At 40.0% G+C, this 26,042-nt stretch carries 25 protein-coding genes; 11 read left to right on the top strand and 14 right to left on the bottom strand.

The genetic code is table 11. From position 1 onward, the window contains the following. Nucleotides 1-97: 97 nt before the first annotated feature. Genes AAEY57_RS03575 through rpoE form a run of 4 tightly spaced genes read right to left on the bottom strand, consistent with a single transcriptional unit; the run spans nucleotide 98 to nucleotide 2,713 of the window. A complete protein-coding gene (locus AAEY57_RS03575) occupies nucleotides 98-547 on the bottom strand; it encodes a SoxR reducing system RseC family protein (protein WP_008111758.1) in 450 nt (149 codons plus the stop codon). A 10-nt stretch (nucleotides 548-557) separates the two neighbouring features. Continuing rightward, nucleotides 558-1,511, bottom strand: coding sequence for a MucB/RseB C-terminal domain-containing protein (locus tag AAEY57_RS03570; RefSeq protein ID WP_350606362.1), 954 nt, complete (start codon nucleotides 1,509-1,511; stop codon nucleotides 558-560). 4 nt (nucleotides 1,512-1,515) lie between these two features. Further along, nucleotides 1,516-2,130, bottom strand: a complete 615-nt coding sequence (locus AAEY57_RS03565; RefSeq protein ID WP_350606359.1) for a sigma-E factor negative regulatory protein — start codon at nucleotides 2,128-2,130, stop codon at nucleotides 1,516-1,518. Nucleotide 2,131: 1 nt separating this feature from the next. Beyond that, on the bottom strand, nucleotides 2,132-2,713 hold the full coding sequence (rpoE, locus tag AAEY57_RS03560) for an RNA polymerase sigma factor RpoE (protein WP_008111753.1): 582 nt from the start codon (nucleotides 2,711-2,713) through the stop codon (nucleotides 2,132-2,134). 244 nt (nucleotides 2,714-2,957) lie between these two features. Here rpoE and nadB point away from each other — a divergent pair, with 244 nt between their 5' ends. Further along, a complete protein-coding gene (gene nadB, locus AAEY57_RS03555) occupies nucleotides 2,958-4,568 on the top strand; it encodes an L-aspartate oxidase (RefSeq protein WP_350606357.1) in 1,611 nt (536 codons plus the stop codon). Here nadB and AAEY57_RS03550 read toward each other — a convergent pair. Continuing rightward, on the bottom strand, nucleotides 4,543-4,872 hold the full coding sequence (locus AAEY57_RS03550) for a hypothetical protein (RefSeq protein WP_350606355.1): 330 nt from the start codon (nucleotides 4,870-4,872) through the stop codon (nucleotides 4,543-4,545). The genes nadB and AAEY57_RS03550 overlap by 26 nt on opposite strands. 82 nt (nucleotides 4,873-4,954) lie before the next feature. Beyond that, a complete protein-coding gene (locus AAEY57_RS03545; RefSeq protein ID WP_010387788.1) occupies nucleotides 4,955-5,206 on the bottom strand; it encodes an FAD assembly factor SdhE in 252 nt (83 codons plus the stop codon). 150 nt (nucleotides 5,207-5,356) lie between these two features. Here AAEY57_RS03545 and ygfZ point away from each other — a divergent pair, with 150 nt between their 5' ends. Further along, entirely contained in the window at nucleotides 5,357-6,268 is a 912-nt protein-coding gene (gene ygfZ / locus AAEY57_RS03540) for a CAF17-like 4Fe-4S cluster assembly/insertion protein YgfZ (RefSeq protein ID WP_350606353.1), read from the top strand. Nucleotides 6,269-6,279: 11 nt separating this feature from the next. Next, the gene (locus AAEY57_RS03535) at nucleotides 6,280-6,765 is read left to right on the top strand and encodes an FKBP-type peptidyl-prolyl cis-trans isomerase (protein WP_008111743.1); all 486 of its coding nucleotides are present in this window, start codon (nucleotides 6,280-6,282) and stop codon (nucleotides 6,763-6,765) included. A 41-nt stretch (nucleotides 6,766-6,806) separates the two neighbouring features. Here the strand turns inward: AAEY57_RS03535 and AAEY57_RS03530 are convergent, their stop codons facing one another. From AAEY57_RS03530 to AAEY57_RS03520, 3 genes are read right to left on the bottom strand one after another with little or no spacing between them, the layout of a single operon-like run. Further along, on the bottom strand, nucleotides 6,807-7,292 hold the full coding sequence (locus AAEY57_RS03530; protein WP_008111576.1) for a hypothetical protein: 486 nt from the start codon (nucleotides 7,290-7,292) through the stop codon (nucleotides 6,807-6,809). A gap of 28 nt (nucleotides 7,293-7,320) precedes the next feature. Continuing rightward, a complete protein-coding gene (locus AAEY57_RS03525) occupies nucleotides 7,321-8,133 on the bottom strand; it encodes a DUF481 domain-containing protein (protein ID WP_036934091.1) in 813 nt (270 codons plus the stop codon). 46 nt (nucleotides 8,134-8,179) lie between these two features. Then, the gene (locus tag AAEY57_RS03520) at nucleotides 8,180-8,500 is read right to left on the bottom strand and encodes an HI1450 family dsDNA-mimic protein (protein WP_008111572.1); all 321 of its coding nucleotides are present in this window, start codon (nucleotides 8,498-8,500) and stop codon (nucleotides 8,180-8,182) included. A 285-nt stretch (nucleotides 8,501-8,785) separates the two neighbouring features. Between AAEY57_RS03520 and AAEY57_RS03515 the strand changes: the two genes are divergently transcribed. The 7 genes from AAEY57_RS03515 to AAEY57_RS03485 all read left to right on the top strand — a co-directional run bounded on the left by AAEY57_RS03515 (nucleotide 8,786) and on the right by AAEY57_RS03485 (nucleotide 16,671). Next, the gene (locus tag AAEY57_RS03515; protein WP_350606348.1) at nucleotides 8,786-9,577 is read left to right on the top strand and encodes a crotonase/enoyl-CoA hydratase family protein; all 792 of its coding nucleotides are present in this window, start codon (nucleotides 8,786-8,788) and stop codon (nucleotides 9,575-9,577) included. 83 nt (nucleotides 9,578-9,660) lie between these two features. After that, nucleotides 9,661-10,014, top strand: coding sequence for a CidA/LrgA family protein (locus AAEY57_RS03510; RefSeq protein WP_138563074.1), 354 nt, complete (start codon nucleotides 9,661-9,663; stop codon nucleotides 10,012-10,014). Then, nucleotides 10,007-10,738: an LrgB family protein gene (locus tag AAEY57_RS03505; protein ID WP_090495323.1), complete on the top strand. Its 732-nt coding sequence runs from the start codon at nucleotides 10,007-10,009 to the stop codon at nucleotides 10,736-10,738. Before AAEY57_RS03510 ends, AAEY57_RS03505 begins: the two co-directional genes overlap by 8 nt. Before the next feature lie 37 nt (nucleotides 10,739-10,775). Further along, nucleotides 10,776-11,609 (top strand): mechanosensitive ion channel family protein, encoded by an 834-nt coding sequence (locus tag AAEY57_RS03500; RefSeq protein WP_350606345.1) that lies wholly within the window; start codon nucleotides 10,776-10,778, stop codon nucleotides 11,607-11,609. 76 nt (nucleotides 11,610-11,685) lie between these two features. Next, the gene (locus AAEY57_RS03495) at nucleotides 11,686-14,940 is read left to right on the top strand and encodes an nSTAND1 domain-containing NTPase (RefSeq protein ID WP_350606342.1); all 3,255 of its coding nucleotides are present in this window, start codon (nucleotides 11,686-11,688) and stop codon (nucleotides 14,938-14,940) included. Nucleotides 14,941-14,963: 23 nt separating this feature from the next. After that, a complete protein-coding gene (locus AAEY57_RS03490; protein ID WP_350606340.1) occupies nucleotides 14,964-15,347 on the top strand; it encodes a DP-EP family protein in 384 nt (127 codons plus the stop codon). Nucleotides 15,348-15,675: 328 nt separating this feature from the next. Continuing rightward, nucleotides 15,676-16,671 (top strand): sensor domain-containing diguanylate cyclase, encoded by a 996-nt coding sequence (locus tag AAEY57_RS03485; protein ID WP_350606338.1) that lies wholly within the window; start codon nucleotides 15,676-15,678, stop codon nucleotides 16,669-16,671. A 124-nt stretch (nucleotides 16,672-16,795) separates the two neighbouring features. On the opposite strand, the gene AAEY57_RS03480 is transcribed toward AAEY57_RS03485, so the two are convergent. Together AAEY57_RS03480 and AAEY57_RS03475 are read right to left on the bottom strand one after the other, a co-directional pair. Next, nucleotides 16,796-18,148, bottom strand: a complete 1,353-nt coding sequence (locus AAEY57_RS03480) for a magnesium transporter (RefSeq protein ID WP_008111553.1) — start codon at nucleotides 18,146-18,148, stop codon at nucleotides 16,796-16,798. A gap of 238 nt (nucleotides 18,149-18,386) precedes the next feature. Beyond that, on the bottom strand, nucleotides 18,387-20,054 hold the full coding sequence (locus tag AAEY57_RS03475; RefSeq protein WP_008111551.1) for a methyl-accepting chemotaxis protein: 1,668 nt from the start codon (nucleotides 20,052-20,054) through the stop codon (nucleotides 18,387-18,389). Nucleotides 20,055-20,460: 406 nt separating this feature from the next. Here AAEY57_RS03475 and purU point away from each other — a divergent pair, with 406 nt between their 5' ends. After that, nucleotides 20,461-21,291 carry a formyltetrahydrofolate deformylase gene (gene purU / locus AAEY57_RS03470; RefSeq protein ID WP_350606334.1) on the top strand — a complete coding sequence of 277 codons (831 nt, stop codon included), beginning with the start codon at nucleotides 20,461-20,463 and terminating at the stop codon, nucleotides 21,289-21,291. Nucleotides 21,292-21,367: 76 nt separating this feature from the next. Here the strand turns inward: purU and AAEY57_RS03465 are convergent, their stop codons facing one another. From AAEY57_RS03465 to acs, 3 genes are all read right to left on the bottom strand, one after another. Continuing rightward, entirely contained in the window at nucleotides 21,368-22,975 is a 1,608-nt protein-coding gene (locus AAEY57_RS03465) for an AbgT family transporter (protein ID WP_036934086.1), read from the bottom strand. Nucleotides 22,976-23,133: 158 nt separating this feature from the next. Further along, nucleotides 23,134-23,784 carry a response regulator transcription factor gene (locus AAEY57_RS03460; protein WP_008111545.1) on the bottom strand — a complete coding sequence of 217 codons (651 nt, stop codon included), beginning with the start codon at nucleotides 23,782-23,784 and terminating at the stop codon, nucleotides 23,134-23,136. Between the two features lie 92 nt (nucleotides 23,785-23,876). Next, on the bottom strand, nucleotides 23,877-25,817 hold the full coding sequence (acs, locus tag AAEY57_RS03455) for an acetate--CoA ligase (protein ID WP_008464207.1): 1,941 nt from the start codon (nucleotides 25,815-25,817) through the stop codon (nucleotides 23,877-23,879). Nucleotides 25,818-26,042: the final 225 nt, after the last annotated feature.

Here is a 26,042-nt window from a genome sequence, read left to right as displayed (position 1 = left end):
AAAGGACTAAGGTCATATGCCTAAATAACTTGAAAATACTTGCTGTGCATTTTCAAGTTACTGTGGCATAAAAACGCAATTTTACATTTAATTGGCGTCAATCACCATCTATTTGAGTTAAAGGGAGACTAATTGGATGAATTTTTATCACTTTAATCTCATGTCTAAGTGATTTTACCCATGTTTTAGCAATTAAAAAGCCGGTGATGCCACCCAATATCGCTGCTAAAATTTGCCAGCCTTCGGCCAATAATATTAATTCACTGGTTATTAAGGCGAAGATTAAACTCAAAAACAAGGGCAACATGTAAACGGCAAAGGCATGTTTTACAACATGGCTGTCATCTAGTGACAGGGTCACTTTTTGCCCCACCTCTAATTGCGTTTCAAATTTATAGGGCAAGGTTTTTTTGGCGGTACCAAATAACTTGCTAAACACCTGTGAGCCACAACGTCCATTACAGCCTTCACAGGCCTGTTTTTGTTGGGCTTCTAAATGCGCAACGTGGCCACTAAGGGCCACGACGGTTAACGTTTGTTCTATCATAATTTAGTTTCTATAATGCCCGTGATACCGACTCTGCAATCGCTTTAGCACTCGTTGTTGGGATATTCCCCACCACAGACACATCAAAATTTCCGCCGTTGTGCACATATATAGTGGTTGCACCCGAGGTCAGTGCTCCGCTTAAACGCTTGCCCGGTAGTGGTCGTTGTACAAATACTGATACCTCAACGAATCCATCAGAAAATAAATAGTAGTCTGTTAATTCATTGTTTAAGTCGAGCTTATGTCTATCTGACTTGAGTAGTTCAAACCCTTCAGGTAGCCAACCAATAGTCCAATTCATAGCATTTGCTTTGCTTTGTTCAGCAATTGAATTAGCGGGTAATGGGGTTGGAAAATTACGATTAAGTACTTCTAATAATAAGCTTGCCGGTTGCTCAGTTACACTGATATGGGTAAGTTGTAATTGCTCAAGTGCTTCGCCTTGATGATTAACATAAGCGGCTTTTAATAATAACGAAGACTCAGTATCAATCCAAATCCAATAGTTATATTTGTCATCGTTTTTAGATTCAATTCGAACCAGCTGAGCAGGACGCCCCGCAATACGGCCTTTACCACCAAGCACAAAATCATAATGCGCACTTAGGCGATTAATATCTTTAAAAAGCACTTCAGGAATAGGGCCGGCAATTGAGTCTGTTGTTAATGAATACGGCTCTGATTGTGGCTCAAAATAGGTAACTTGGTTGTCAATGCGGATCATTTCAAGGCCAGCACCGTTGAGTAAACTCAAATGCTCAAGCTCATCGTCCCCCTGTTTAGCATGCACCCAGCGGTAGGGCTCCATACTTTTACCTTTAACAACAACAAAAGAGGCGTCGAAATTACGAGTGTGAACTGCACTGGCCATTTCAAGCAGTAAATCTTTAGCGGGGTTTGTGTCATTGGCAAAAGTGTTAAAACTTAACACCAATGACATAATAAAAGTGATTACTTTCATCTAATTAGTTTTTTTCCTCTTGTGACGTTTCATCTGTTTTAGCTGTTTTTAACGAATGAGCAACACGCGCTTGACGCTGATGTTCAAGTACTAATGCGCCAATGCGTTGCTGTTGAAGCTCGCGCAAGCCTTGCTCTGCGTTATCAAGTGCTGGTGCTGATGAGTAGCTTACTGGCGACGCCATGCCGGTTAACGGCGTGGTTTGCAGTAAAGGAATTTCATTTTGTGGAGCATCTTCACCTTGCGGTAAGGTGTTCACGCCAACAATAGTAAACATTGCTACACTTGCTGCAATTGCCAATTGGGCAACCGGTTTACGCCAATTAAACGCCACTACTTTGTTGTCTGTTTCGGTGCTTGAAGGGGTTGCCACACTGTCAGACTGGCTAAAGTCTGCATAAACGGGCTCACTCTCAAGTGCTAACGAAATGCGATCGCTAATATCAAAGTCCATATTATTGTTATTTTCTTTAGCTCGCATTGCATCACCGATTAACGCGTAACGGCCAAACGTAGCAACATCATCTGATGCAATAGCGGCATCATTTAAAGTTTGCTCACCGTCAAGTAATGCTGATAACGATTCGTTATCTAAGCGGTTAACGTGTGCTTTTGTCATACTAAGACTCGCCTATCAATGGGTTTAATTTATTATCAATTGCTTCACGGGCACGAAAAATACGCGAACGTACCGTCCCGACTGGGCAATCCATCACCACGGCTATTTCTTCATAGCTCATACCCTCAATTTCTCTAAGAGTAATCGCGGTTTTTAGATCTTCAGGCAAACTATCAATCGTATTAAAAATAACAGCGCGTACTTCTTCGCTTAATAGTAAATTTTCAGGTGACGCGTTAGAACGCATTGAATCTGCACCTTCATAAAACTCGGCATCCTCAGCATCTATATCATTTGCTGGCGGTTTACGCCCTTGAGCCACTAAATAATTTTTAGCACAATTAACGGCGATACGGTAAAGCCAAGTATAAAAAGCACTGTCACCACGAAAGTTTGGAAGGGCACGGTACGCTTTAATAAACGCTTCTTGTGCTACATCAGCAATGTCACCTTGATTTGATACATAACGTGAGATCAAACCGGCAATCTTGTTCTGATACTTCTTAACTAATAGGTTAAAGGCGTTTTTATCTCCCTGCTGGACCCTTTTCACTAACGCTAAATCTAATTCCTGCTCGCTCATTCGAGCCGGTACTCCTCTGATTGATTCTTGCTTATTATTCATAGTGTCGCCATTGTTCACACCTACTCTGACCCTTAGATGAATAAAAAGTTCTGACTCATATTGTTTTTTTATAAAATAGCTACAAATTACGCGTTTATACGCTAAAACCACTTAGTAGTAGTTCAACAAATATGGTACAACTATAAGTATTAAAAATAAATATTGCTCTATCTGAGCATTGTAACCGCAAAGTACCTCACAGATGAACCAAAATAAACATCACATTACCGATGTCGCTATTATTGGTAGCGGCGCAGCAGGCTTATCACTTGCTTTATCTTTGGCTAATTACTGTAACGTTACCGTGATCAGTAAAGGTGAATTAACCGAAGGTTCTACTCTTTATGCCCAAGGCGGAATTGCCGCTGTTTTTGATAAAAAAAATGACAGTATAGAATCTCACGTTGAAGATACCTTAGATGCAGGTGGCGGTTTATGTGACAGAGAAGCTGTTCATTACACTGCCAGTAATGCGCATGACTGCCTACAATGGTTGATTGACCAAGGCGTACCTTTTGATATGGAATTTGATAGTAAAGGTAAAGAGCGCTTTCATTTAACTCGTGAAGGGGGTCATAGCCATCGACGCATTTTGCATGCTGCCGATGCCACTGGCAAAGCAGTGCAAACAACGCTGATTAGCCAAGTTCAAGCGCACAGTAATATCACCTTGTTAGAGCATTATAATGCGATTGATCTAATTACAGATAAAAATATCGGTAAAACGGGGGCACATGTTCACGGTATGCATGTGTGGAATAAAAAAGCCAAAAAAGTAGAAACCATTGGTGCAAAATTTGTTGCCTTAGCAACCGGTGGCGCAAGTAAAGTATACCTTTACACCTCTAACCCTGATGTTTCTAGCGGTGATGGCATAGCAATGGCGTGGCGTGCAGGGTGTCGCGTTGCTAACATGGAATTTAATCAATTTCATCCAACCAGTCTTTACCACCCAGAATTACAAAACTTTTTAATTACTGAAGCAATGCGTGGTGAAGGTGCCTATTTAAAACGCCCTGATGGCACTCGCTTTATGAAAGAGTTTGATGAACGAGAAGAACTCGCTCCTCGCGATATTGTAGCGCGCGCTATCGACTTTGAAATGAAACGCCTTGGCGCAAATTGCTTATATTTAGATATTAGCCATAAAGACAAAGACTTTATTATTGAACACTTCCCTACTATCTACGCTAAATGCTTGAGTGTAGGGCTTGATATTACCAAAGAGGCAATCCCTGTCGTTCCCGCAGCACATTACACCTGTGGTGGCGTAATGACCGACTTTAACGGCAAAGCGGATTTAGCAAATTTGTACGCTGTGGGTGAAGTGGCTTATACCGGCCTGCATGGTGCTAATCGCATGGCGAGTAACTCGTTATTAGAGTGCATTGTGTTTGCCCATGCAGCAGCAAAAGATATTTTGAGTAAAATAGAGACCGCACCCGCGCTGGTTGATTTACCTAGTTGGGACGAAAGTCGTGTATCTAATTCAGATGAAGAAATTGTCATCACTCACAACTGGCATGAGCTACGATTGTTTATGTGGGATTATGTTGGGATTGTACGCTCAACTAAACGCCTTGAACGTGCGCTTCATCGTGTTGAGTTACTGCAACAAGAAATACACGATTATTACGCAAACTTTAGAGTAAGCAATAACTTACTTGAATTACGTAATTTGGTGCAAGTTGCCGAGCTTATTATTAGAAGTGCTATGGAACGTAAAGAAAGTCGTGGACTACACTTTACCATTGATTATCCAGAGCAAAATGAGAACCCAACGCCCACTATTTTGACTCCGCTACGTAATTAATTACTTCAAGCGTTGCCCGTTTTAAACGCGCATAGCTTTGCTCATCAACACTATTGGCTGAAATAATCAGCCAATAGTTTTTACTAAAACCATTAATATACAACCACACACTGCGACCAAGTAATCGGCTTTGATTACTAATTACACCTTGAATTTGCCTGCCAGAGCCTTCAAAGCGAAATTGATTCGGCTCTAAGAGTATAATGCCTTGCTGTGGTTGAGCAGCCACGATTTTTCGCCAAACAATAATGCCAGCAAGTGTATTAAGTGCAATACAAAAAAGAGTTGCCACCACCGAGTTCATAAATAGGCACAACACTAGAGTCAGCACACAAAAAAAGACCACAATCGGTTTGTGGTCTGTTTTATTATCTGTAACGGTAAATCTATACACGAACTCGGTCTAAAATTAGCTGAACCATGCTGTTTAGCTCTGCGTCTTTACATTCTTCATGGCCCATAAACCAAGCGAATAAATCTGGGTCTTCTTGCGTTAATAGACGCTGAAAAATCGCTTGCTGTTTAGCATCTAACGAATCATAAGCTTCTTCAACAAACGGCATAAACAAAACATCTAGCTCTAACATGCCACGGCGACAAGCCCAACGGATACGTGCTTTACTATGTATTTCAACCATTTTAAACCTCATATTTAATTAACTCGAGTTTACCAAATACGCGTTAATTTAACAGCACTAAGTTATAAAAACATCGTCTGTTAGTCGCTGTACCATACGCTTTAACTACGTTATTATGTGACCTCATTTGTTATTGCAAAGAAGGTGTTTATGTCTCAGGTTTATGCATGTCCTTTATCACATCAGGTTATTAGCCTCTCAGGCGCAGATAAATTATCGTACCTACACGGACAAATCACTCAAGATCTCAATAAAATCAACAACAACAACTTTTTGTGGACAGGTCACTGTAGCGCAAAAGGTAAGCTGTGGGGTGTATTTAAGCTATTTTCTTATCAACAAAGTTACTTTTTAGCTGGTTCAAGTGCTGAAGTAGAACGCTCACTGGCTGAATTAAAAAAATATGCTGTATTTGCAAAAGTTGAAATTAATAAAGCATCAGAGCGATTAATTGGTCTACTTGGCGATAACTTAACAGACATACTCGTACAACTCGATATTCACTTCAGCGATGACGCCACAGCCTGTGACTTCGCCCATGGTAAAGCACTGAAACTGGCACCAAACCGCGTTTTACTAATGGTTGATAGCCAATTTTGCCTACCTGATGACGTGTCTACCCTCGACAACGACGCCCTATGGCAGCAAGCGTCTATACTCGCTGGTGAACCGCAATTAAGTGTTGATGCAATTGATGAATACGTACCGCAAATGGTTAACCTGCAAGCCATTAACGGCATTAGCTTTAAAAAGGGTTGCTACACAGGCCAAGAAACTGTCGCACGTATGAAATACCTAGGCAAAAACAAACGCGCAATGTATATCGTTTCAGGACAAAGCGAAGGACGACTTGATGAGCCTGATATTGAAACCCAATTAAGTGAAAACTGGCGCCGTGCAGGTAAACTTATTGCGCAAAGCTATAATGAACAAACACAGACTTTAACTGGTTTGGTCGTGTTGCCAAACGATACTGATATCGATCAGACTCTTCGTGCAAAACACACCCCTTCGGTAGAGCTAAACATTCTGCCTCTACCTTACTCTCTTGAAGATGAATAATAGGAATGACTATGATCGTTGCAGCAAATAAAGTGGTAAAAATGCATTACTCTGTTTTAGATAATGACGGAAATACCATTGATAACTCATTTGGCGGTGAGCCATTAATTTTTATCGTTGGTACAGGCTACCTGATCTCAGGGCTTGAAAATGCGCTGCAAGGCAAGCAAGCTGGCGATACACTAAGTGTAAAAGTAGAACCAGAAGAAGGTTACGGAGAGCGTCATGATCACTTAATGCAAGCCGTACCAAAATCAATGTTTGAAGGTATGGAAATTGAAGTGGGCATGCAATTTCGTGCAACCACAGATGACGGCGACCAATCAGTAATGATCATCGATATTCAAGATGAAGAAGTCATTGTTGATGGTAACAACCCACTTGCCGGTATTACACTTAACTTTGATGTAGAAATTTTAGAAGTACGCGATGCAACAGCCGAAGAGCTTGAGCATGGCCACGTACATGGCGAAGGCGGTTGTGGTCACGAGCACTAAGCCCTAATGCAGTAATAAAAAAAGCGCCTCAGGCGCTTTTTTTATAGCATATTATTATGCGTACGTAATTTAACTTGAGGCTCTGCTGCTGGTACTTCGCCTGGGGTTATTTTATCTTCAAGCGCAGCAACTAGCCCCTCTTGGTCATTCGTGCCTAAGCGATACTGAGTGCCATCTTTAAGCGTTAATTGCACCGCACTAAAGCCTGATACCGAATAAATCCAACCATCATGTGTAATGCGAATACCAATACCATGACGGTATGAGTTTTGTACTGCCTTTACATCCACTATGTCTTCTAATGCTAATTTTTGGCCGGCAACACCTGGACCAAATGCCCAGCTAATATGAGTTTCGTCAACTTTAATGGTTAAACCATGAAATAAAAAACCCACCAGCACTAAAATACCCGCAAATACGATTAATGGGGCATCGGCACCGATTAAGTTCCATGCAAGCGCAACAAAACCACTGATCCACGCTAATACTACAAATATAAATACCGCATACTGCTTATGCTGATACATAACACTCTCAATTAAAAAGTTAAAAAAATTAAAAACTGTACACTAAGGTTGCACTGAGCTCTGAATCGTATTTAAGCTTATCTTCCTCAGGCTTAGAATTATAACGGTACATATACGCAAATTTAAGCGATACCGCGCCAACCACTTGGCTAATTAATGCCGTTTCTGACTTTAACCGAGAGTTAAGCCCAGACAATGACTGCTCTATACTAATATCCTGATTAAATCGGGTGCGCTCAGATACCAACCGTTCCCACTGCATTGCAATACGAAGTAAATAGCCCATTTTGTCTTTGTCGTCTTCAAGTGCTGTTGACTCATCATCAGCAACTGAGCGGTATAAACCTGGGCCAATATCTATATCTACTTTATTTTTAACCCCTTGATAAACACGTGCACCATAACCAGTTGCTACCGTGCTTTTAAAATCAAGGCCACTAAATTCATCTTCCTCGTAATCCCCATAAATAAAGAACGACGAGTTTTTAACCCCTACTTTATAGTTGCCTTGTGCAGATACAAACACGCGATTAGCAGTCACATCAGACTCACCTGTTTCTTCATTTTCGTCACGTTTGTAGAGGGAGTCTATTTTGAATTGATTTCGCCAGTTTTCAAAATCTTGATAAAGGTTCCCTTTAAGCTTAAAACTGGTTGAATTAGTGTTACCTTTACTTAAAATAAAACCAAATTCGGTATCGCCATACAGTACTTCGCCTTTGTGTAACTCATGAATCTCTTCATCTGAAAGCTGACCATACTCATGAAAATCTTCAAAAGGATCAACAGCCCAGCTAAAGCAGCTAAATAATAAAAGCAGTAATACAAAGGAGTTTCGCAAAATACGTTCTCTTGCAAATGGCAATAACAAAAAAGCGGAGAAATGGTTATTCACTTTCTTTCCACAAAATATGACAAAAAGGTGCATCTTTATCACGGCTAATTAAAATTTTCGCAAATAATACGTCTTCATTATCAAACTCAAGGCCTACTAATACTTGAATAAAATGCTCAGGTTCAATTTCTAAGGCAACAAAGTCTTGCCACTGTTCATCAGGCTCATCTTCTTCAATAAAGCCTAGCTCTTCACGGTGCAGGTTAAATTCTTCAACATCTTTATCGCTTAAATTATTGGGAGCTAGCTCTAAAAAAATATCATAAGCTTGATGAGTTGCTTCTTCTATCGTAAATAAACGTGGACCTGACATGAATGGTTAACCTCTGAGCTTTTAAGTGGGTATCATAATATCAAAAGTTGTTGGGGTTTTGATAAAAAAACACGTTAAATACTGACTTTTTTATTTATTCCTAATACTTATAGATAGATTAACGATTAGTTAGCGTAAGGTGTTACCCTTAAAAATTAAGTTAATCGTTAAAGATAACAGACCCCATTTGCTTTAAAAAATTCACTTTGTTTTTATTCATCTTCATCCACTTTACTTAACATCAATAAAAACATAAGCTCAAACAACAGGTCAGAGGAGTGCATAATGATAAAATTAGAAAAAAAACAGGGTATTGCCACTGTTACATTAAATCGTGTAGAAAAACAAAATGCCTTAAGCTTTGCTATGTTTGTTGAGCTTAACAAGGTGATTAAAAATATAAAAAGAGATGCCAGTATTCGTGCGGTTGTATTAACCGGTGAAGGCGAACACTTTTGTGCGGGACTCGATATTAACGCGGTTATGGCCTCACCATTCAATATCATAAAGCTCCTATTCAAATGGCTACCTGGTAATCAAAACCTAGCGCAAAAGGTCGTACTGGGCTGGCAGTCATTGAGTGTGCCTGTAATTGCTAAAATTAACGGAAATTGCCTCGGTGGTGGATTGCAAATAGCGCTCGGGGCTGATTACCGGATTGTTCATCACGATGCCAAACTCGCCATTATGGAAGCGCGCTGGGGGTTATGCCCAGACATGGGCGCTAATGTTATGCTTTCAGGCTTAGTAAAACGCGACCAAGCACTTTGCCTAGCAAGCCATGCCGAACCAATAAACGCACAAGACGCTTTTGAACTCGGTTTAGTAACAAAAACAACCGACGATACCGATAAAGCAACTAAAGAGATGCTTGATACACTGCTAGCGCGCTCACCTGACACATTAGCCGCAATAAAGCGTGTGACTCAACAAAGCTATAAAGCCCCAGCTCGAAAAATACTCGCCAAAGAAACATGGAGCCAAATTCGCTTACTGATCAACCCTAATACTAAAAAAGCCATTGCTAAAGCTAAAGGGAAAGCTGATATTGAGTTTTCAAACGCCAAGCGCTGGTAACATTGATGGTAATACTAAGGCACAATGCATAAAACAGCGTTATTTGTTAAAGTTAGGCTCTTCTATTCTAGTGAGCCAAATTAATGAAATACCTACTAAGTAGCGCAATTATTTTATTGTGCTTGGCAACAAGCAAATTCACTATGCATCTTCTTGATGCAAGTTTTCCTGCTCCTCTACTCGCCATGGTTTTGCTGCTAACGTTACTGTTATTGGGCATAGTTAAAGAACATCAACTCGCTCCCTGCGCATCACCTATTTTGAATGTAATGCCTATTTTCTTTATTCCTGCAGGCGTCGGTTTTATAGAACATTTAGGGCTAATTAAATCACATTGGCCTTTCTTAACTGCGGTCGTCTTATTAGTCCCACTCAGTAGTTTAATTTTAGTGGCAAGCCTAGTGGGCTATTTTAAAGGCAGAGCTAATAATGACTAACTTAACCACCAGCATAACCCCCAGCCTATGGTGGTTAACCGTGCCATTTATTATTATTCTCTTTATTGCACTAAGAGCGGTTAATCTTAAAATAAATCAGACTATTTTAAAGTCATTAACCAACCCTGTTTTTTTAAGCATTGGCATTATTGCCCTACTGTTAGTCAACCTTAAATTACCCTATTCACAATTTGCCTCACATAGTCAGTTACTAAGTTGGCTATTAGAGCCGGCCATTGTTGCTTTAGCCTTGCCGCTTTATCAGCAATTTATGCACGTACGTAAAAACTTACTATTAATTGTCGCTACTTGCAGTATAGGTATTGTTAACGCCACACTAGTGGCTTTTGTATTAAGTATTTTGTTTGCTGTGCCCTCACAACTGAGCGCCTCTGTTGCGGCACTCAGTGTAACAACGCCTATCACACTGCTGGTTACTGACTCATTAGGAGGAATTAGTTCGCTTGCCGCTGCCATGGTTATTTTTATTGGTTTATTGGGGGCTTTGTTTGGCTTTATGTTACTCAAATTAGTTAAGATTTATAACTTTGAGGCACAAGGAATTGCAATCGGTACCGCGTGCCATGCAATTGGTACGGCGGCAGCTATTGCCGAACACCCAAAAATAGGCGCATTTTCATCAGTGGCTATGGCACTCAGTGCATTATTAACCGCAGTGATAGTACCACTATTATATCCAATTTTAGTTAACACTTTGTTATAGTAAGCAGATAACAGTATCGCTAAAAATAGAGCCCAGCATGATCAGTTCCGAAATTCAGCAATTTGAAAAGTACTACGCCCTACTTACCGAGTATTTAGTTACCTACAGTATGCAAATAGTGGGCGCTATTTTTATTCTACTCGTTGGCCTGTGGGTCGCTAAAAAGCTCGCCGAAGTTGTCGCAAACTTAATGACCCGCCACAACATTGATATCACCCTGACTAATTTTGTCAGTAATGTTGTAAAAGTACTGCTGATCATTATGGTGATCATTATTGCGCTGGGTAAAATTGGTATTAGTGTGACCCCATTTGTTGCTGCAATAGGTGCCGCCTCATTAGGCGCAGGCTTAGCGTTACAAGGTATGCTTTCTAATTATGGCGCGGGGCTTGCTATTATTGCTACACGGCCATTTGTGGTCGGCGATACCATAGAAGTAAAAGGTGTTAGCGGCCAAGTAAAAGTAATTGAGCTGGGGCACACCATATTAATTAATGAAGAAAAAGTAGAAATAACCATTCCTAACAAACATATTGTTGGCGAAATTCTGCATAACTCATTTAATTATTCACTGGTAAAAGGTGAAATAGACATAGCCTACAGTGCCTGTAGTGATAATGCGATAAGCCTTATTGAAAACGTATTAGTCAATCACGAACTCGTCGCTAAAAAACCCAATGCACAAATTGGCATAGAGCGCTTTGCTGATAGCGGAGTCACCATTAGTTATCGTTATTGGGTGCCCACCACTAAAATTATTGAAACTAAACTCGCTATAAATGGCGGTGTGTATAAAGCGATTAACGATGCCAATATTGAAATTCCGTTTCCACAACGCATTGTTACGCTTAATAAAAGCGACTTAAAATAAATAAAAACCTTAATATGATTTTAAATCATATTAAATTAATTAAGCGTGCTTACAAATAAAATAATAACGAGTCCTTATGCATCAATCACCTTTTTATTTAGGCGACTGGCAGGTAACACCTGCCAGCAATTGTATACAATGTGCTGAAAAAGTAACACAATTAGAACCTAAAGCAATGGATGTATTATTATATCTGTGCTTACAAAAAGGCGATATGGTCACCAGTGACGAGTTACTCAATCAGTGCTGGCAAAACATTGAAGTAGGCGATAACCCACTGCATAAAACCATCACACAACTGCGAAAAGCACTGGGTGATAAGGCAAGCTCCCCGCAATACATAGAAACCATTCGTAAACGCGGCTACCGTATTATTGCAAAGCTTGAGTTTCCATTTGCAGAAGATACATCAAGCCCTGTAAACACGTGGCAAGGCGGTTCTCCTTTTTTAGGCTTAAGCGCGTATAACCCAACCGATACTCATTTATTTTTTGGTCGTAACCAAGCCATCACCACCTTACTCGAAAACGTATCAAACCAAGTAAAATCTGGCCGTGCTTTTTGCTTAATACTTGGCCCAAGTGGTACGGGTAAATCGTCGTTAGTCAATGCGGGTATTTTACCGAAGCTACTTGATGAGCGAGGTTATGATAGTATTGGCGTTGTTTCATACACTCAGCTCGACTTTGCAGATGTGCATCAAACTAGGCTCTATTTAGATTTAGCCTCTGCCATGCTTGATTGGGATATAAACCAACACCCCGTATTTGAAGGATTAAGCTCGCAAACACTGGCGCAGCAATTAGAGCACACAATTGACGAAGCGATAAACACGTTACAAACTGCAATCAGTAAGGCAAATACAAAGCTAAACACACCGCAGTTTTTTTTGTTTATAGACCGCTTAGAGGTGCTGCTTTCATCGCCACTATTTAGTCCCAACACCCGAAGTCATTTTTTATCGATTATTGAACGTTTAGCCACCTCTAAAGCGGTGATCGTATTTAGTGCGTGTCGTAACGACTTTTACCCTTTAGTGGTAGAGCAACCCAGCCTTATGGCCGCAAAAGCGAATGGCGCCCATTATGATTTAACCCCTCCCAACCGCCAGGAACTACAACAAATTATTCGCTTGCCGGCATTAACCGCTAATTTAACGTTCTCACACGACCCGCAAACCAAAACTCCGCTGGATGAAATACTGTGTGCAGATACCGCCAACAATCCTGATGCCCTGCCCATGTTGCAATACACACTGCAAGAGCTGTATTTACAGCGCAGTGATAATAATGAGTTATTGCACAGCGTGTATGAAAAACTCGGCGGTATTGAAGGCGCCATTGGTAAAAAGGCAGAAGATGTTTTTATTGGGCTGAGCGCAAAACAACAACAACAACTAAAAAGCGTATTATCGCAGTTAGTGACGCTAAACCCAGATGGTAAAACCATTACTAGCCGTGCGGCCCGCTTACAAGCATTAACCAACACCAGCCAAAAAGAGCTGGTTCAAGCCATGGTCGATAGCCGCTTATTTGTATCGCATTTACAAAACCAAGAAGCCTGCTTTAGCCTTGCCCACGAGGCATTATTACGCCAATGGCCACGTGCTAAACAGTGGATAAACGATCATAAAGATGCCCTTGCTATTAAAAGCCGTTTGCACCACCACACGCAACACTGGCTTAATGAACATAAAAGTAGCGCTTACCTATTAGCACCGGGTAAACCATTGCAAGAAGCGCTCACGTTATTAAACGACAATATATTCAAACTAGACAATGACGAACGCGCCCTTATAAATAACTCTCTCAAAAATAGTAAAACAAAAACAATAATAAAACGCGGCACGATTGCACTGCTTTACTTACTTACCTGTGTTGCCCTATTCATGAGTTTCACTAGTTTTCAAGCGCAGCAACTTGCACAGCAAAAGCGCCAAGAGGCCGAAAGCCTACTTGGCTTTATGGTCGGTGACTTTGCCGATAAACTGCGCAGCGTTAAGCGTATGGATTTGCTCGATGGAATTAGTAATAAAGCGCTGGAGTATTTTACCAATCAAGCAGAAGAGCCCAGCTCTCTTTTTAGTTTTAACGACCAAAAAGCCGAATTTAACAACCGCTTTCAATATGCACAAACTCTTGAGGCCATGGGCGAAGTGGCCTATTCGCGCGGTAAAACCAATGAGGCTAAAACCGCCTTTGAAAACGCCCGCACGCGTCTTGAGGCACTTTTAAAAATACAACCAAATAATTTAGAACTACTCACCCTTGCCGGTGCCAATGCTTTTTGGCTCGGTCAGCTTCATTATGATAAAAGCGATTACGCAGCCACTGAGCCATTATTTAAAAAATATCATGCCTACAGTGAGAAAATGTATTCATTAGCACCGAATGATTTTAACTCGATTATGGAGCTATCGTATTCGCATAATTCGCTGGGTTCTTTGTATTTAAAGCAATTTAACTACACTGCCGCGAAACAACGCTTTACAAAGTCGCTCACCCTTAAAAATGAAGCCCTTGAGCTTAAACCCAATAACAAAAATTTATTGCGCGATAAAGCAGACACCATTAGTTGGCTTGCAAAAACTGAAGAAAGGCTTGGTAACTTTAATGCCGCATTAACCATGTATGAAAATGCATCTAATGAGTTAAAAAGTTTATTAATTGAATATCCAGATGATGCCAGTTTATCAAGCAGTTTAGCTTATACTTATATTCAACAAAGCTACCTTTTGAGCTACCTGCCAAATAAACAACCAGCCTACAAAAAAGCACAGCAAGCCACAAAAACAGTTAATACCGCACGATTGCAAGATCCAAAAAGTAAAGACATTCAACATTCTTATTATCGTTTTTTAGCCCACCAGCTAATGCTTTCACCTAATAAAAACATTGATAACCGAGTTAAGGATATTATTAACTTTTTGAAAGTGCAGGACTTTAAAAATAACTTTGCAATTAATACTCAATTGATCCTTATACAGTACTTTATTGATAGACAGTCACCACTTAAAGCATATGAGTTTTTAACAGCCCTTGAAAATGATACAAGCTACCAACAGTACATAGCTAATAAAGCAAAGAGTGGTGATAATGTAGACTTTACGAATATAAATTTACTTAAAGCTAAATTAGCTGAAAATACCGTACAGCGAGAGCAATTTTGCTTAAATGCGCTTAAAGCCATTGCTGAAACAGTAAAAATAAACCAAAGCGTTCACGTAACGCACCCGCTGTTACAGGCATACACCTGCTTAAATAGAGCAAACGAAATCCCCAAAATAAAAGCAAGTCTAGTTAAATTAGGCATTACTCACTTTAAACTATAACCACGAATACAAAAGGAAATAATATGGATAGCTCTCAAGAACAAATTAACTTTACTGTAAATATTGAATTAGACAGTAACGACAACGCCAATTTTACATACTTTAAAGATAACAAAGAAGTCTCTGGCGGCGGAGTTGTAAGAACCGAGACTGCGGGCATTTATAGTTTAGATGAAACCACAATTGAAAATGGATTTTTATTTACTGGCGCGACTATTACTGATGTCGATAAAGAAACGCCTTGCGCCCAAAACTTCAGCTTTAAAGTAAGCGATAATGGCCGCAAAATTACTATTATCGATACCGATGAAAACCCAGGTACTGCCTGTTTGATATTTAATGTTGAGTGCAACGGCACAGCCTATGAAAGCACTGATCCGCAAGTTGAAAATAGAGGTGAAAATTAATTAACATCGATTAATTATTGATTTTTAAATTGCACAGGGCTGATTTATTCCTTTGCAATTTTATAAGCCAAACACTTTAACGTTTACACATACCAAGCAGCATCATTAATAACTATCCTTTATTACTAATTTATAATAAAAACCTCAACTTTCAATTGCTGAGTAACTAATTTTCACCTTGCATAGGTTACTTAAAACCTGTGCAAATATGGTTTTTATCATTAAATATCAGCAAGTTAAAAACAGAAGATTACCGAAAGGTTTAATTGCACTTTTTTAAGTAAATTTGTAGACATCAAAAACGTCTGTACCATGCTAAGGCTAAAACGTGTCTAAACAAATTAATAACAAAGAAACTGCAGCAATTAAAAATGATAAAGCGCTCTCCTTCGAGAGTGCTTCATCGAGCCCTTTTTTAAATGCTCAATTTAGTGCTTTAATTGAATTGTTTAATGGCACTGCTGAAGGAATATTTGTAATTAATGAACAAGGTGATTTTGAGTTTGCAAACCCAAAAGCAGCACAGCTATTAGGTTACTCTCAGCAATCTCTAATAGGCGAAAATTTACTGTCGTTTTTACACGGTGCAGACCTTGATAAATATAAACAGACGTTATTAAATTGGATAGACATTAAAGATACTTCCCTTAGCTTTGGCCCAAATGAAATAAAAATAAATAAAGCGAATGGTGATATTATTGAAGCAGACTTATCAATATCTAGCATGCCAAAAAGTATTGCATCGGCGCAAAAATTATACGTTTGCATACTTCATGATCTCAGTACGCATAAAGCGATGTACAACCGTTTAAAAATACAAGCTTCAACCGATCACTTAACTGGGCTCGCTAATCGTTTAGCTTTAGATGAGTCACTAAAAAAATACTGGCAAGAAAGTATTCAAAGCCAACAACCTCTAACCAGCATATTGATTGATGTAGATCACTTTAAAAAATTCAACGACACCTATGGGCATATTAAAGGTGATAAATGCTTACAAAAAATTGCAAAAATGCTTTTGCATTGTATCCCGTCAAGAGAGTGTTTGGCAGCGAGATATGGCGGTGAGGAGTTTGCTATTATTTTACCGCGTTGCGATATAAAAAGTGCAACGATTGTTGCCAAGCATGTACAACAACAAATTAATGCGATGACATTTACAGATATAGGCCTGCCACCAGAGGTTAAAGTTAGTGTGAGCCAAGGGATTGCCTGTGAGCACAATAGTCAATACCGTACCTACGAGGCGCTGTTGTACGCCGCAGACACGGCTTTGTACCGCGCAAAAACCGAAGGTAGAAATAAAATAAGTACTGTTGTTTAAAGTTTAAATTAAAGGCCATTCCATGGCGCTATATCTACCCTAAAAGCCACTAAATTGAGTTACTTTACTGGCGTTTAGATTAATTTTAAATGCTGTAGATAAGAGATTAATCTTTATATAAAAATTACAGTAGTAACAAACTACCTAATCCTAAAAAGGTTACAAAGCCGACAATATCAGTGACTGTGGTTAAAATAACTGAGCCTGATAATGCAGGGTCAATTTTCATTTTATCTAAGATAGACGGGATCACTACGCCCGCTAACGACGCAGCCACTAGATTAAGCAGTATCGCCACAGTAATGGTTATACTAAGCATAATATCGTTAAACCATAGGAAAGTTAGCAAGCCAATCACTAAAGCCCATACCAAGCCATTTACCGCGCCCACACGCAGCTCTTTTTTAAGCAGTGCCTTACGGTTGGAGTCGGTAACCTGACCAAGCGCAAGACCACGCACTATAACCGTTAAGGTTTGGCTTCCGGCAATACCCCCCATTGAAGCGACAATCGGCATCAATACAGCTAAAGCAACCACTTGTTCTATGGTGGCGCCAAATAAACCAATAAACCACGAGGCTAAAAATGCCGTCGCTAAGTTGATACCTAGCCAAATACCTCGGTTTTTAGCACTTTTGCGAACACTAGCAAATAGGTCTTCGTCTTCTCGTAAACCACCCGCCTTTGCTGTGGCTTCGTCAGCGATTTCTTGACGTAATTCATAAGCAGATGCAATGGTTAATCGCCCTATTAGTTTGTTATCGGCATTAACCACGGGCATGGCCATTTGTTCACTATGAATAACCACTTCAGCGGCTTCATATAAATCATGGTCTGCATGCAATGAGGTAAAGTCATGATTAGCTAAGGTCATTAAACTCTCATTATCATGCGCTTTTATCAGGTCATTAACTGCCACTTCGCCTATTAAGCTGCCTTTGCGGCTCACTAAATAAATCACTTCGCTGTACTGCGGTAACCCTTTGTGGAGTAACTTTTTAGCGCCGCCGGCTGTGAGTTTGTCTGACACCTTTAAAAAGTCAAAGCCAATCCAGTGACCTAGTTGCTCAGGCGTATATTGTTGCGCCAGCTCGTATTGTTTGGTTTGTGCTTCATCAAGCTGCTTTTTTGCATAATCAATAAAGCGCTGCGGGATCACTTCTTCTAACTCAAGCAGCTCTTCAACGTTAACTTCGTCTAATAATTTAAAACCGTCACTGTCATCTAGGGTTTGCAGTAACCATAAACAGCTATCTTCACTTAAATTAACGAAAATTTCGTGTTGCGTGTCTTCATCTAGTAAATGCCAAATTTCAAGGCGCTGCTCTTTAGGAATAGCTTCAAATAATAAGGATAAGTGTTCCGTTGATAAGGTTTGCTGAGCATCAATAAGTAATTTATTTTTGCGCTCAGTGGTATCACACTGCAATAAGTCGTTTATGAGTTGTGGTAACTGATCAACCGGATACTCTATCATTTAAAAACCCTAAAATAGTCTTTCACTATAAATTTACTGTAATAAGTAAGCACTTATTAATGAGAATAGCTAATAGTGTACATTAGACACGCATAAAAATATTAAAAAATCGCTGTGTTGTTAAATATTTATGGTTGTAGCGTGCTATAAACTATCGCGCTTTAGCTAAAAATAAAGCCAAAAAAAGCCGTAACTAAACACGTTACGGCTTGCTAAAAAATTAATAACTCAGCGCTATTTATATTTTAAATTGCCCCACTAGGTCACCCAAGTTCTCACCGCGTCCCGCTAAGTGCTTACTAACTGAAGAAGTGGTTTTACTCGACTGTGTTAACTCATTAACTATTTCTTGAATAGCATACACGTTACGGTTAATTTCTTCTGTAACACTACTTTGCTCGGTAGCGGCAGTGGCAATTTGTGTACTCATATCATTAATGGTGGTCACGGACGTAGTTACCGCACCTAAGCTTTCAGATATAGCCCGTGAAGACTCAACTGAGCGGTTACAGCTTTGTTGACTCGCATGCATTGCATCAACCGCTGCCGTTACTAAATTATGTAACTCGCTTAGCATTTCGTTAATTTCTAATGTGCTGTCTTGGGTTCTACTCGCCAGGCTTCTTACTTCATCAGCCACCACCGCAAACCCACGGCCTTGCTCACCTGCGCGTGCCGCTTCAATAGCCGCATTTAATGCCAGTAAGTTTGTTTGTTCAGCAATGCCACCAATTACACTTAATACGCTATTAATTTTTTTAGATTGCTCACTCAAGGAGTTAACCTGCTCCGCGGCTTGATTAATTTCGCTCATTAAGTTTGATACTTCGCTCAGTGAAACATCTACACAATCTTGCGCGTTGGCCACTTCTTTTGTCGCTGCCTGCGTTGATACCGCAACTTGCGTGGTATTTTGCGCTACCTCATGCGAGGTTGCTGACATTTCGGTAATCGCTGTTGCCACTAAATCGGTTTCATGGTTATGCTTTAATAATTTATCTTCAATTAGCAATGTTTGCGTATTAATGTCTGAAGAAGCTGTTTTAACGTCACTTGTTACATCAACCACTCCGGCAATAATACTGTGTAGCTTGCTCACAAATACATTGAAAGATTCACCTAACTGACCAATTTCATCATGAGTATCTATTTCTAAACGTCGGGTTAAATCCCCCTCCCCTTTGGCAATATCGTCTAAGCTTTGCACCATACGTTTAATTGGTTTTAGCATATTATTAGAAGCGTACAACGCACCGGCTGCTGCTAAACCAAGCAGTAGAAGTGAGATTAAAACCAAAGTGGTCATTTTTTCGCTTAAATGGCGCTCCATGGTTGTTTGATATTTTACCAGTTCGGCTTCAATATCATCCATATATGTGCCAGTGCCTATCATCCAATTAGTACCTGGGATCATGGCTGCATAACCAATTTTTTCGACTAAGCCGCTAGTATTGGGCTTTTGAAAATGATAAGTAAACGAGCCACCGCCTTTACGCGCTTGCTCAAGTAAGCCAACCACTATTTTTTTACCGTTAGGGTCGGTCATGCCTATTTTACTTTGCCCTTCTATCGCATCACCCAGTAATGCATGAAAAACACTAATACCATCGGTATCATAAATAAAGTAGTAACCATCTTCACCAAAGGTTAAATCTCGCAACGCATCTTTAGCGTCTTGTTCATTTCCTTGCGCTAATTGGTATTGCACTACTTTAGAGCCGATTTCTATTTCTGTTCTTAATAGAGTTTGTTTATCAGCAATTAATTTAGTTTTGAACTCATTAAAGTTTTGCTGTTGATTTTGCATCTCTAAATAATAAGAACCTGCCATAAAACTGATTAGTAATACAATCAAAGGTAAAACAGCCAGCAGTAGCAATTTGGTTTTTAAGCTTAAATTACCCATTATTTCTCCAATTAACATTATAAGCTATCAAGCTTTTTATTTTGCAGCCACTTAGCAACTACGTTTCCATTGTTTGTATTACTGACAACAGCGCTACACTTGTATATAAATTAAGCACAAACAGGGTTGTTGCGCAATTTAATACACTCGTATGTTAGTAAAACATACTAAAATCAACTTTATAACTAGACGATAGTATAAAAGCAGTAATAAATAACTGATTTTTCTCATGCTATAAATTCTTACTAGTGCACAGCTTATTACCTTACGATTAAATCTTAACTAACCTCAGTAACACTATTTTAGCTTTAATGAAAATTAAATATTGGGCATCACACAAAGGCCTTGCTTTCTGAGTTAAAACACAAATAATGAAGCAACTAACTACTGGGTAAGAATGAGGAAAATGAGTTATATACTAACCACCCAATGCGCAGACGATATAGGTTTAATCGCCAAAATTACCGGACTGTGTAATGAGCACAATTTAAATATTATTCGTAATAACGAATTTGTAGATAAAGATGCGCAGCGCTTTTTTATGCGCACAGAGCTTACTGGCGAACCACACACTGAGTTTTTGTCACAACTGCGCGATGTATTACCTGCTGGCGCAAAAGTGGCACTGCACGGTGAAGAAAAAACCAAAGTGGTACTATTAGCTACAAAAGAAGCTCATTGTTTGGGCGGCATGTTACTTAAGCAATTTGAACAAGCCCTAAACATAGAGATACTAGCCGTTATCGCCAATTACCCTACTTTAGAGCCTCTAGTGAAAGGGTTTGATATTCCTTTTCATATGGTTTCTCATGAAGGACTTACGCGCAGTGAGCACGACGAAAAAGTCGGTGACTTAATTGCCAGCTATAACCCAGACATTATTGGCCTAGCTAAATATATGCGTATTTTAAGCCCTGAATTTGTAGGTCGTTTTGAGGGTAAAATCATTAATATTCATCACTCATTTTTACCTGCTTTTATTGGTGCAAAACCATATCATCAGGCGTTTGAACGTGGTGTGAAAATTATTGGTGCCACGGCTCACTTTGTTAATAATGAGCTAGACGAAGGCCCTATTATTTTACAAGACGTATCGAGTGTGACTCATGCGAATACAGCTGAGATGATGGCTAAAATGGGTAAAGATGTAGAGAAAACGGTGTTTTCTAAAGCACTGCAACTAGCATCAGAACATAAGCTGTTTATTAATGGCAATAAAACCGTGGTATTTTCATAATTAGCTTTATATCAAAATTAAAAATGCCAGCTACTAAGCTGGCATTTTTTATAAGTAAATATTAAACCTTACCTAATTAGGGTGTGTAATACGTTGGTGCCCCAGGGCCTACTGGCATACCTAAAACAAATACCCATAAATAAAACAGTACCACCCAGCCAACAAAGAAAATTAAGCTGTATGGCAACATAGTGGCTACCAAAGTACCTATTCCCATGTCTTTTTTGTATTTAGTGGCAACCGCGAGGATTAAACCAAAGTAACTCATCATCGGAGTAATTAAGTTAGTTACTGAATCACCAATACGGTAAGCCGCTTGAATTGTCTCGGGGGCATAACCTATAAGCATCAGCATAGGAACAAATATAGGTGCTGTTACTGCCCACTGCGCTGACGATGAGCCTAAAGTTAAGTTAACTAACGCACACATTAAAATAAACAGTACAAATACTTCCGGTCCAGTTAAGCTAAGTGCTTGTAGTAATGCGGCACCATTAATCGCTAAAATCGTACCTAAGTTAGTCCATTTAAAAAATGCCACAAACTGTGCAGCAAAAAACACTAATACAATGTACATGCCCATAGAGCTCATACTTTTGCTCATGGCATTGATCACGTCTTTATCATTTTTCATGGTACCAACCACGCGACCATACACAAAACCTGGAATACCAAAGGTGACAAAAATAAACACCACAATCCCTTTTAAAAACGGAGAGTGAGCAACCAGCCCCGTTTCAGGATTACGTAAAATACCGTCGGCAGGAACAATAGTCCAAGCAAGTAACAATGAAACCAGAAGTAATGAAACCCCAGCCCATTTTAAACCTGATTTTTCTTTGTCAGTTAAACCCGCAATATTATTTTGAGCTAAATCTTCACTGGCTTCATCTGGATTATATTTACCTAAACGTGGCTCAACAATTTTCTCAGTAACAAGTGTGCCTAAAACAGCAATTAGCAACACCGAAATCATCATAAAATACCAGTTTGCTTCAGCGCCAACTTGGTAAGTTGGGTCAATCATTTGTGCTGCAGGCGTAGTAATACCCGCTAATAACGGATCGATAGTGCCAAGTAATAAATTAGCGCTATAGCCGCCCGATACACCAGCAAACGCTGCAGCAAGACCTGCAAGCGGATGACGACCTAAGCTATGAAATATCATTGCCGCTAGGGGGATCAATACTACATAACCCAGCTCAGACGCTGTGTTTGATAAAATAGCAGCGAAGACCACCATAAAGGTTACTAAGCGTTTAGATGCACCCATAACCATGCCACGCATTGCCGCAGACAATAACCCTGAATGCTCGGCAACACTCACACCTAATAGCGCCACTAACACCGTACCTAATGGAGCAAAGCTGGTAAAGTTAGTCACCAAGCCCGTTACAATACGCTGTAAGCCCTCAGCACTGAGTAAGCTAACCACTTCAATTACACCATCTGGATCGCGCCCAGCAGAGCCCTCAGGACGAGGATCGATGGCACTTAGTCCAAACCAATCGGCAACGCCACTAAATAAAATAATGGCAATACAAAACAGCGCGAATAAGGTAATTGGATGGGGAAGCATGTTCCCTAAAAATTCTACTGTGGCTAAAAATCGATTGAACCAGCCGCCCTTTGCGACCTGATTTTCATCTTGGGATGTGTGTGGTGAGTCTATTGAGTCTGACATACCATGCTCTCTTAATTACAAAATGCCCGTAACCTAGCATTATTTTCTGAGCAGGTCATGTAATAAAGATGAATGACTTGTTATGTCATGGTAATTAACTAATTGGTTTGTTGTAATGGGATTGCAAAAAAGAGGCTCTCGCCTCTTATTTAGTCTGCTTAGGCTTGCTCTATGGGTTCTAGTTGTAGTTTTGCAGCAATTAAAACAGCTTGAGTTCGGTTATAAACACCGAGTTTTCTAAATATGGCAGTAATGTGTGCTTTGACTGTGGCTTCTGAAATGTGAAGTTCGTACGCAATTTGTTTATTCAGTAAACCTTCGTGCAAATATTGTAAAACGCGGTATTGCTGTGGAGTAAGTGATGCCACTTGTGCGGCAATTTCTCTATCTGCGCCTTCGATTTCAGCCACTTTACTTTTTAGCTCGGTTGGCAGCCAAGTATCGCCTTCAAGTATTTGGTTAATTGCGTTGGCAATATCGTCAGATGATGAAGACTTAGGAATAAACCCCATTGCCCCATAACCCATAACTTTCGAAACAATATTTACATCTTCACTACCCGAAACCACCGCAATAGGTAAGCTTGGGTAATCTTCACGTATACGGATCAAGCCGTATAAGTCACCGTTACCTGGCATGTGTAAATCTAGTAGTAATATATCAAGATCTTCTTGTTCGCTTAACACCTGCAATGTGCTATCAAAATCCGCTGATTCAAATACTTCCAAACCCGCAAACTTTGCACTCAAAGCGCCCTTTAGTGCTTCACGAAATAACGGATGATCGTCCGCTATTAAAAACTGACTCATTGTTCACTCCCAAAAATTCGGCTGCTGTCCAATAGACAACAGCCGATATACTACGTTTAGAATCAACTTCTAATCAAGCTTTTAACGCGAAATTAACGATTTAATCGATTTTCTACTAGCTCATCAACCACTGACGGATCAGCAAGTGTTGAGGTATCACCAAGCTGTTGGTACTCATTTGCCGCGATTTTACGTAAAATACGACGCATAATTTTGCCCGAACGAGTTTTTGGTAAACCTGGCGACCATTGAATCATATCGGGTGATGCTATTGGGCTTAGCTCTTTACGTACCCAATTACGGATCTCTTTGGTCAGCTCATCACTCACAGTAACGCCTTCATTAGGAGTTATATAAACGTAAATACCTTGGCCTTTAATATCATGTGGGTAACCTACCACTGCCGCTTCAGCTACAGCTTCATGAGCAACTAATGCGCTTTCAATTTCAGCAGTACCTAAACGGTGCCCAGACACATTAAGTACGTCATCAACGCGTCCTGTGATCCAATAATCACCGTCTTCATCGCGACGACAACCGTCACCAGTAAAGTACACACCAGGATAAGCGCTAAAGTAGGTTTGTTCAAAGCGCTCATGGTCGCCATACACGGTTCGTGCTTGTGAAGGCCAGCTATCTAAAATCACAAGGTTACCGTCAACCGCACCTTCTAATGTATTGCCTTCAGCATCAAATAACGCCGGTGCAATACCAAAGAATGGACGAGTTGCAGAGCCAGGTTTCATATCGGTTGCACCTGGTAATGGCGCAATCATGATGCCACCGGTTTCAGTTTGCCACCACGTATCTACAATTGGACAATTAGATTTACCAATTTTTTCATAGTACCAGGTCCATGCTTCTGGATTGATTGGCTCACCCACAGAACCTAAAATGCGCAAGCTGTCGCGATGTGAGCTGGCAATCGGCTCTTCGCCTTTGGCCATCAATGCACGAATGGCAGTAGGTGCTGTGTATAAAATTGTCACGTTATGTTTATCAACCACTTCACCCATACGACCTGCTGTTGGGTAAGTCGGTACGCCTTCAAATACGACTTGCGTACACCCATTAACGAGCGGCCCGTAAGCAATATAACTGTGACCTGTGATCCAGCCAACATCAGCACTACACCAAAAAATATCATCGTCTTTTAAATCAAAAATGTATTCGTGGGTCATAGATGAATAGACTAAATAGCCACCGGTGGTATGAACCACACCTTTAGGCTGACCCGTAGAACCCGAGGTATACAGAATAAACAGCGGGTCTTCAGCATTCATGTGTTCAGGTTCGCACTCTGGCGCTTGATCTGCAACTAAGTCATGCCACCAAATATCATGGTCGTGCCAATCAACATCGCCTGACGTTAGTTTATGTACCACTACATGTTCAACAGTGGTGACTGAATCTTGTAATACGGCTTCATCTACATTGGCTTTGAGCGGAACACAGTTACCTGCACGTCGGCCTTCATCTGACGTGATCACCACTTTAGCGCCCGAGTCGTTAATACGATCCGCAATAGCTGACGGTGAAAAACCACCAAAAATAACTGAATGAATTGCGCCTATACGAGCACAAGCCTGCATTGCATATATAGCTTGTGGGCTCATTGGCATGTAAATGGCAACACGGTCACCTTTTTTCACACCCAACTTTTTTAAACCATTGGCAAATTTAGCAACTTCATCATGTAGTTGTTGGTAGGTAATATTTTCGCTTTGCGAAGGATCATCGCCTTCCCAAATTAACGCTACTTTATCTGCTTTTGTTTTTAAGTGACGATCAATACAGTTATATGAGGCATTAAGGTAGCCATCTTCATACCATTTGATATTGATATGGCCTTTATCAAATGAAGTGTTTTTTACTTTTGAATATGGAGTAAACCAGTCAAGACGCTTACCGTGCTCAGCCCAAAACCCTTCAGGGTCCTCAATAGACTGTTTATACATCGTATTATATTTTTCATTATCGACGAGCGCTGCGTTTTTAATGTGCGCAGGAACTGGATAGATACTTTGTGACATATTAGTCTCCAATTTATATTACTTGCCTTAGGCTTTTCATCAAGGATTACTCAGCAGTGCACTATTAAATATTAGACATTAGTTGTATCTGAGTTCAAACAACGATTATCTTATCTATAATCCTCATGGCTACACCCTATTTACATAAAAAACATACTATTAAATAAAAGTATATGAACACTCAATAATTATTAAACCTTAGTCTAATAGACTAATAGTTGATTG

Source organism: Pseudoalteromonas sp. MER144-MNA-CIBAN-0113 (genome assembly GCF_040308965.1).
In the GTDB taxonomy this organism is placed as follows: Bacteria; Pseudomonadota; Gammaproteobacteria; order Enterobacterales; family Alteromonadaceae; genus Pseudoalteromonas; species Pseudoalteromonas tetraodonis.
This window is presented reverse-complemented; position numbering and strand designations above follow the sequence as displayed.

Bases quoted from the DNA above. Each gene is read 5' to 3' on its own strand.
- AAEY57_RS03575 (WP_008111758.1), bottom strand. From the start codon at position 547: ATGATAGAACAAACGTTAACCGTCGTGGCCCTTAGTGGCCACGTTGCG.
- AAEY57_RS03475 (WP_008111551.1), bottom strand. From the start codon at position 20,054: ATGGGTAATTTAAGCTTAAAAACCAAATTGCTACTGCTGGCTGTTTTA.
- AAEY57_RS03550 (WP_350606355.1), bottom strand. From the start codon at position 4,872: ATGAACTCGGTGGTGGCAACTCTTTTTTGTATTGCACTTAATACACTT.
- AAEY57_RS03570 (WP_350606362.1), bottom strand. From the start codon at position 1,511: ATGAAAGTAATCACTTTTATTATGTCATTGGTGTTAAGTTTTAACACT.
- AAEY57_RS03465 (WP_036934086.1), bottom strand. From the start codon at position 22,975: ATGTCAGACTCAATAGACTCACCACACACATCCCAAGATGAAAATCAG.
- AAEY57_RS03460 (WP_008111545.1), bottom strand. From the start codon at position 23,784: ATGAGTCAGTTTTTAATAGCGGACGATCATCCGTTATTTCGTGAAGCA.
- AAEY57_RS03545 (WP_010387788.1), bottom strand. From the start codon at position 5,206: ATGGTTGAAATACATAGTAAAGCACGTATCCGTTGGGCTTGTCGCCGT.
- AAEY57_RS03490 (WP_350606340.1), top strand. From the start codon at position 14,964: ATGGATAGCTCTCAAGAACAAATTAACTTTACTGTAAATATTGAATTA.
- AAEY57_RS03515 (WP_350606348.1), top strand. From the start codon at position 8,786: ATGATAAAATTAGAAAAAAAACAGGGTATTGCCACTGTTACATTAAAT.
- purU (WP_350606334.1), top strand. From the start codon at position 20,461: ATGAGTTATATACTAACCACCCAATGCGCAGACGATATAGGTTTAATC.
- AAEY57_RS03505 (WP_090495323.1), top strand. From the start codon at position 10,007: ATGACTAACTTAACCACCAGCATAACCCCCAGCCTATGGTGGTTAACC.
- AAEY57_RS03480 (WP_008111553.1), bottom strand. From the start codon at position 18,148: ATGATAGAGTATCCGGTTGATCAGTTACCACAACTCATAAACGACTTA.
- AAEY57_RS03535 (WP_008111743.1), top strand. From the start codon at position 6,280: ATGATCGTTGCAGCAAATAAAGTGGTAAAAATGCATTACTCTGTTTTA.
- AAEY57_RS03565 (WP_350606359.1), bottom strand. From the start codon at position 2,130: ATGACAAAAGCACACGTTAACCGCTTAGATAACGAATCGTTATCAGCA.
- acs (WP_008464207.1), bottom strand. From the start codon at position 25,817: ATGTCACAAAGTATCTATCCAGTTCCTGCGCACATTAAAAACGCAGCG.
- rpoE (WP_008111753.1), bottom strand. From the start codon at position 2,713: ATGAGCGAGCAGGAATTAGATTTAGCGTTAGTGAAAAGGGTCCAGCAG.
- AAEY57_RS03500 (WP_350606345.1), top strand. From the start codon at position 10,776: ATGATCAGTTCCGAAATTCAGCAATTTGAAAAGTACTACGCCCTACTT.
- AAEY57_RS03510 (WP_138563074.1), top strand. From the start codon at position 9,661: ATGAAATACCTACTAAGTAGCGCAATTATTTTATTGTGCTTGGCAACA.
- AAEY57_RS03520 (WP_008111572.1), bottom strand. From the start codon at position 8,500: ATGTCAGGTCCACGTTTATTTACGATAGAAGAAGCAACTCATCAAGCT.
- ygfZ (WP_350606353.1), top strand. From the start codon at position 5,357: ATGTCTCAGGTTTATGCATGTCCTTTATCACATCAGGTTATTAGCCTC.
- AAEY57_RS03530 (WP_008111576.1), bottom strand. From the start codon at position 7,292: ATGTATCAGCATAAGCAGTATGCGGTATTTATATTTGTAGTATTAGCG.
- AAEY57_RS03495 (WP_350606342.1), top strand. From the start codon at position 11,686: ATGCATCAATCACCTTTTTATTTAGGCGACTGGCAGGTAACACCTGCC.
- nadB (WP_350606357.1), top strand. From the start codon at position 2,958: ATGAACCAAAATAAACATCACATTACCGATGTCGCTATTATTGGTAGC.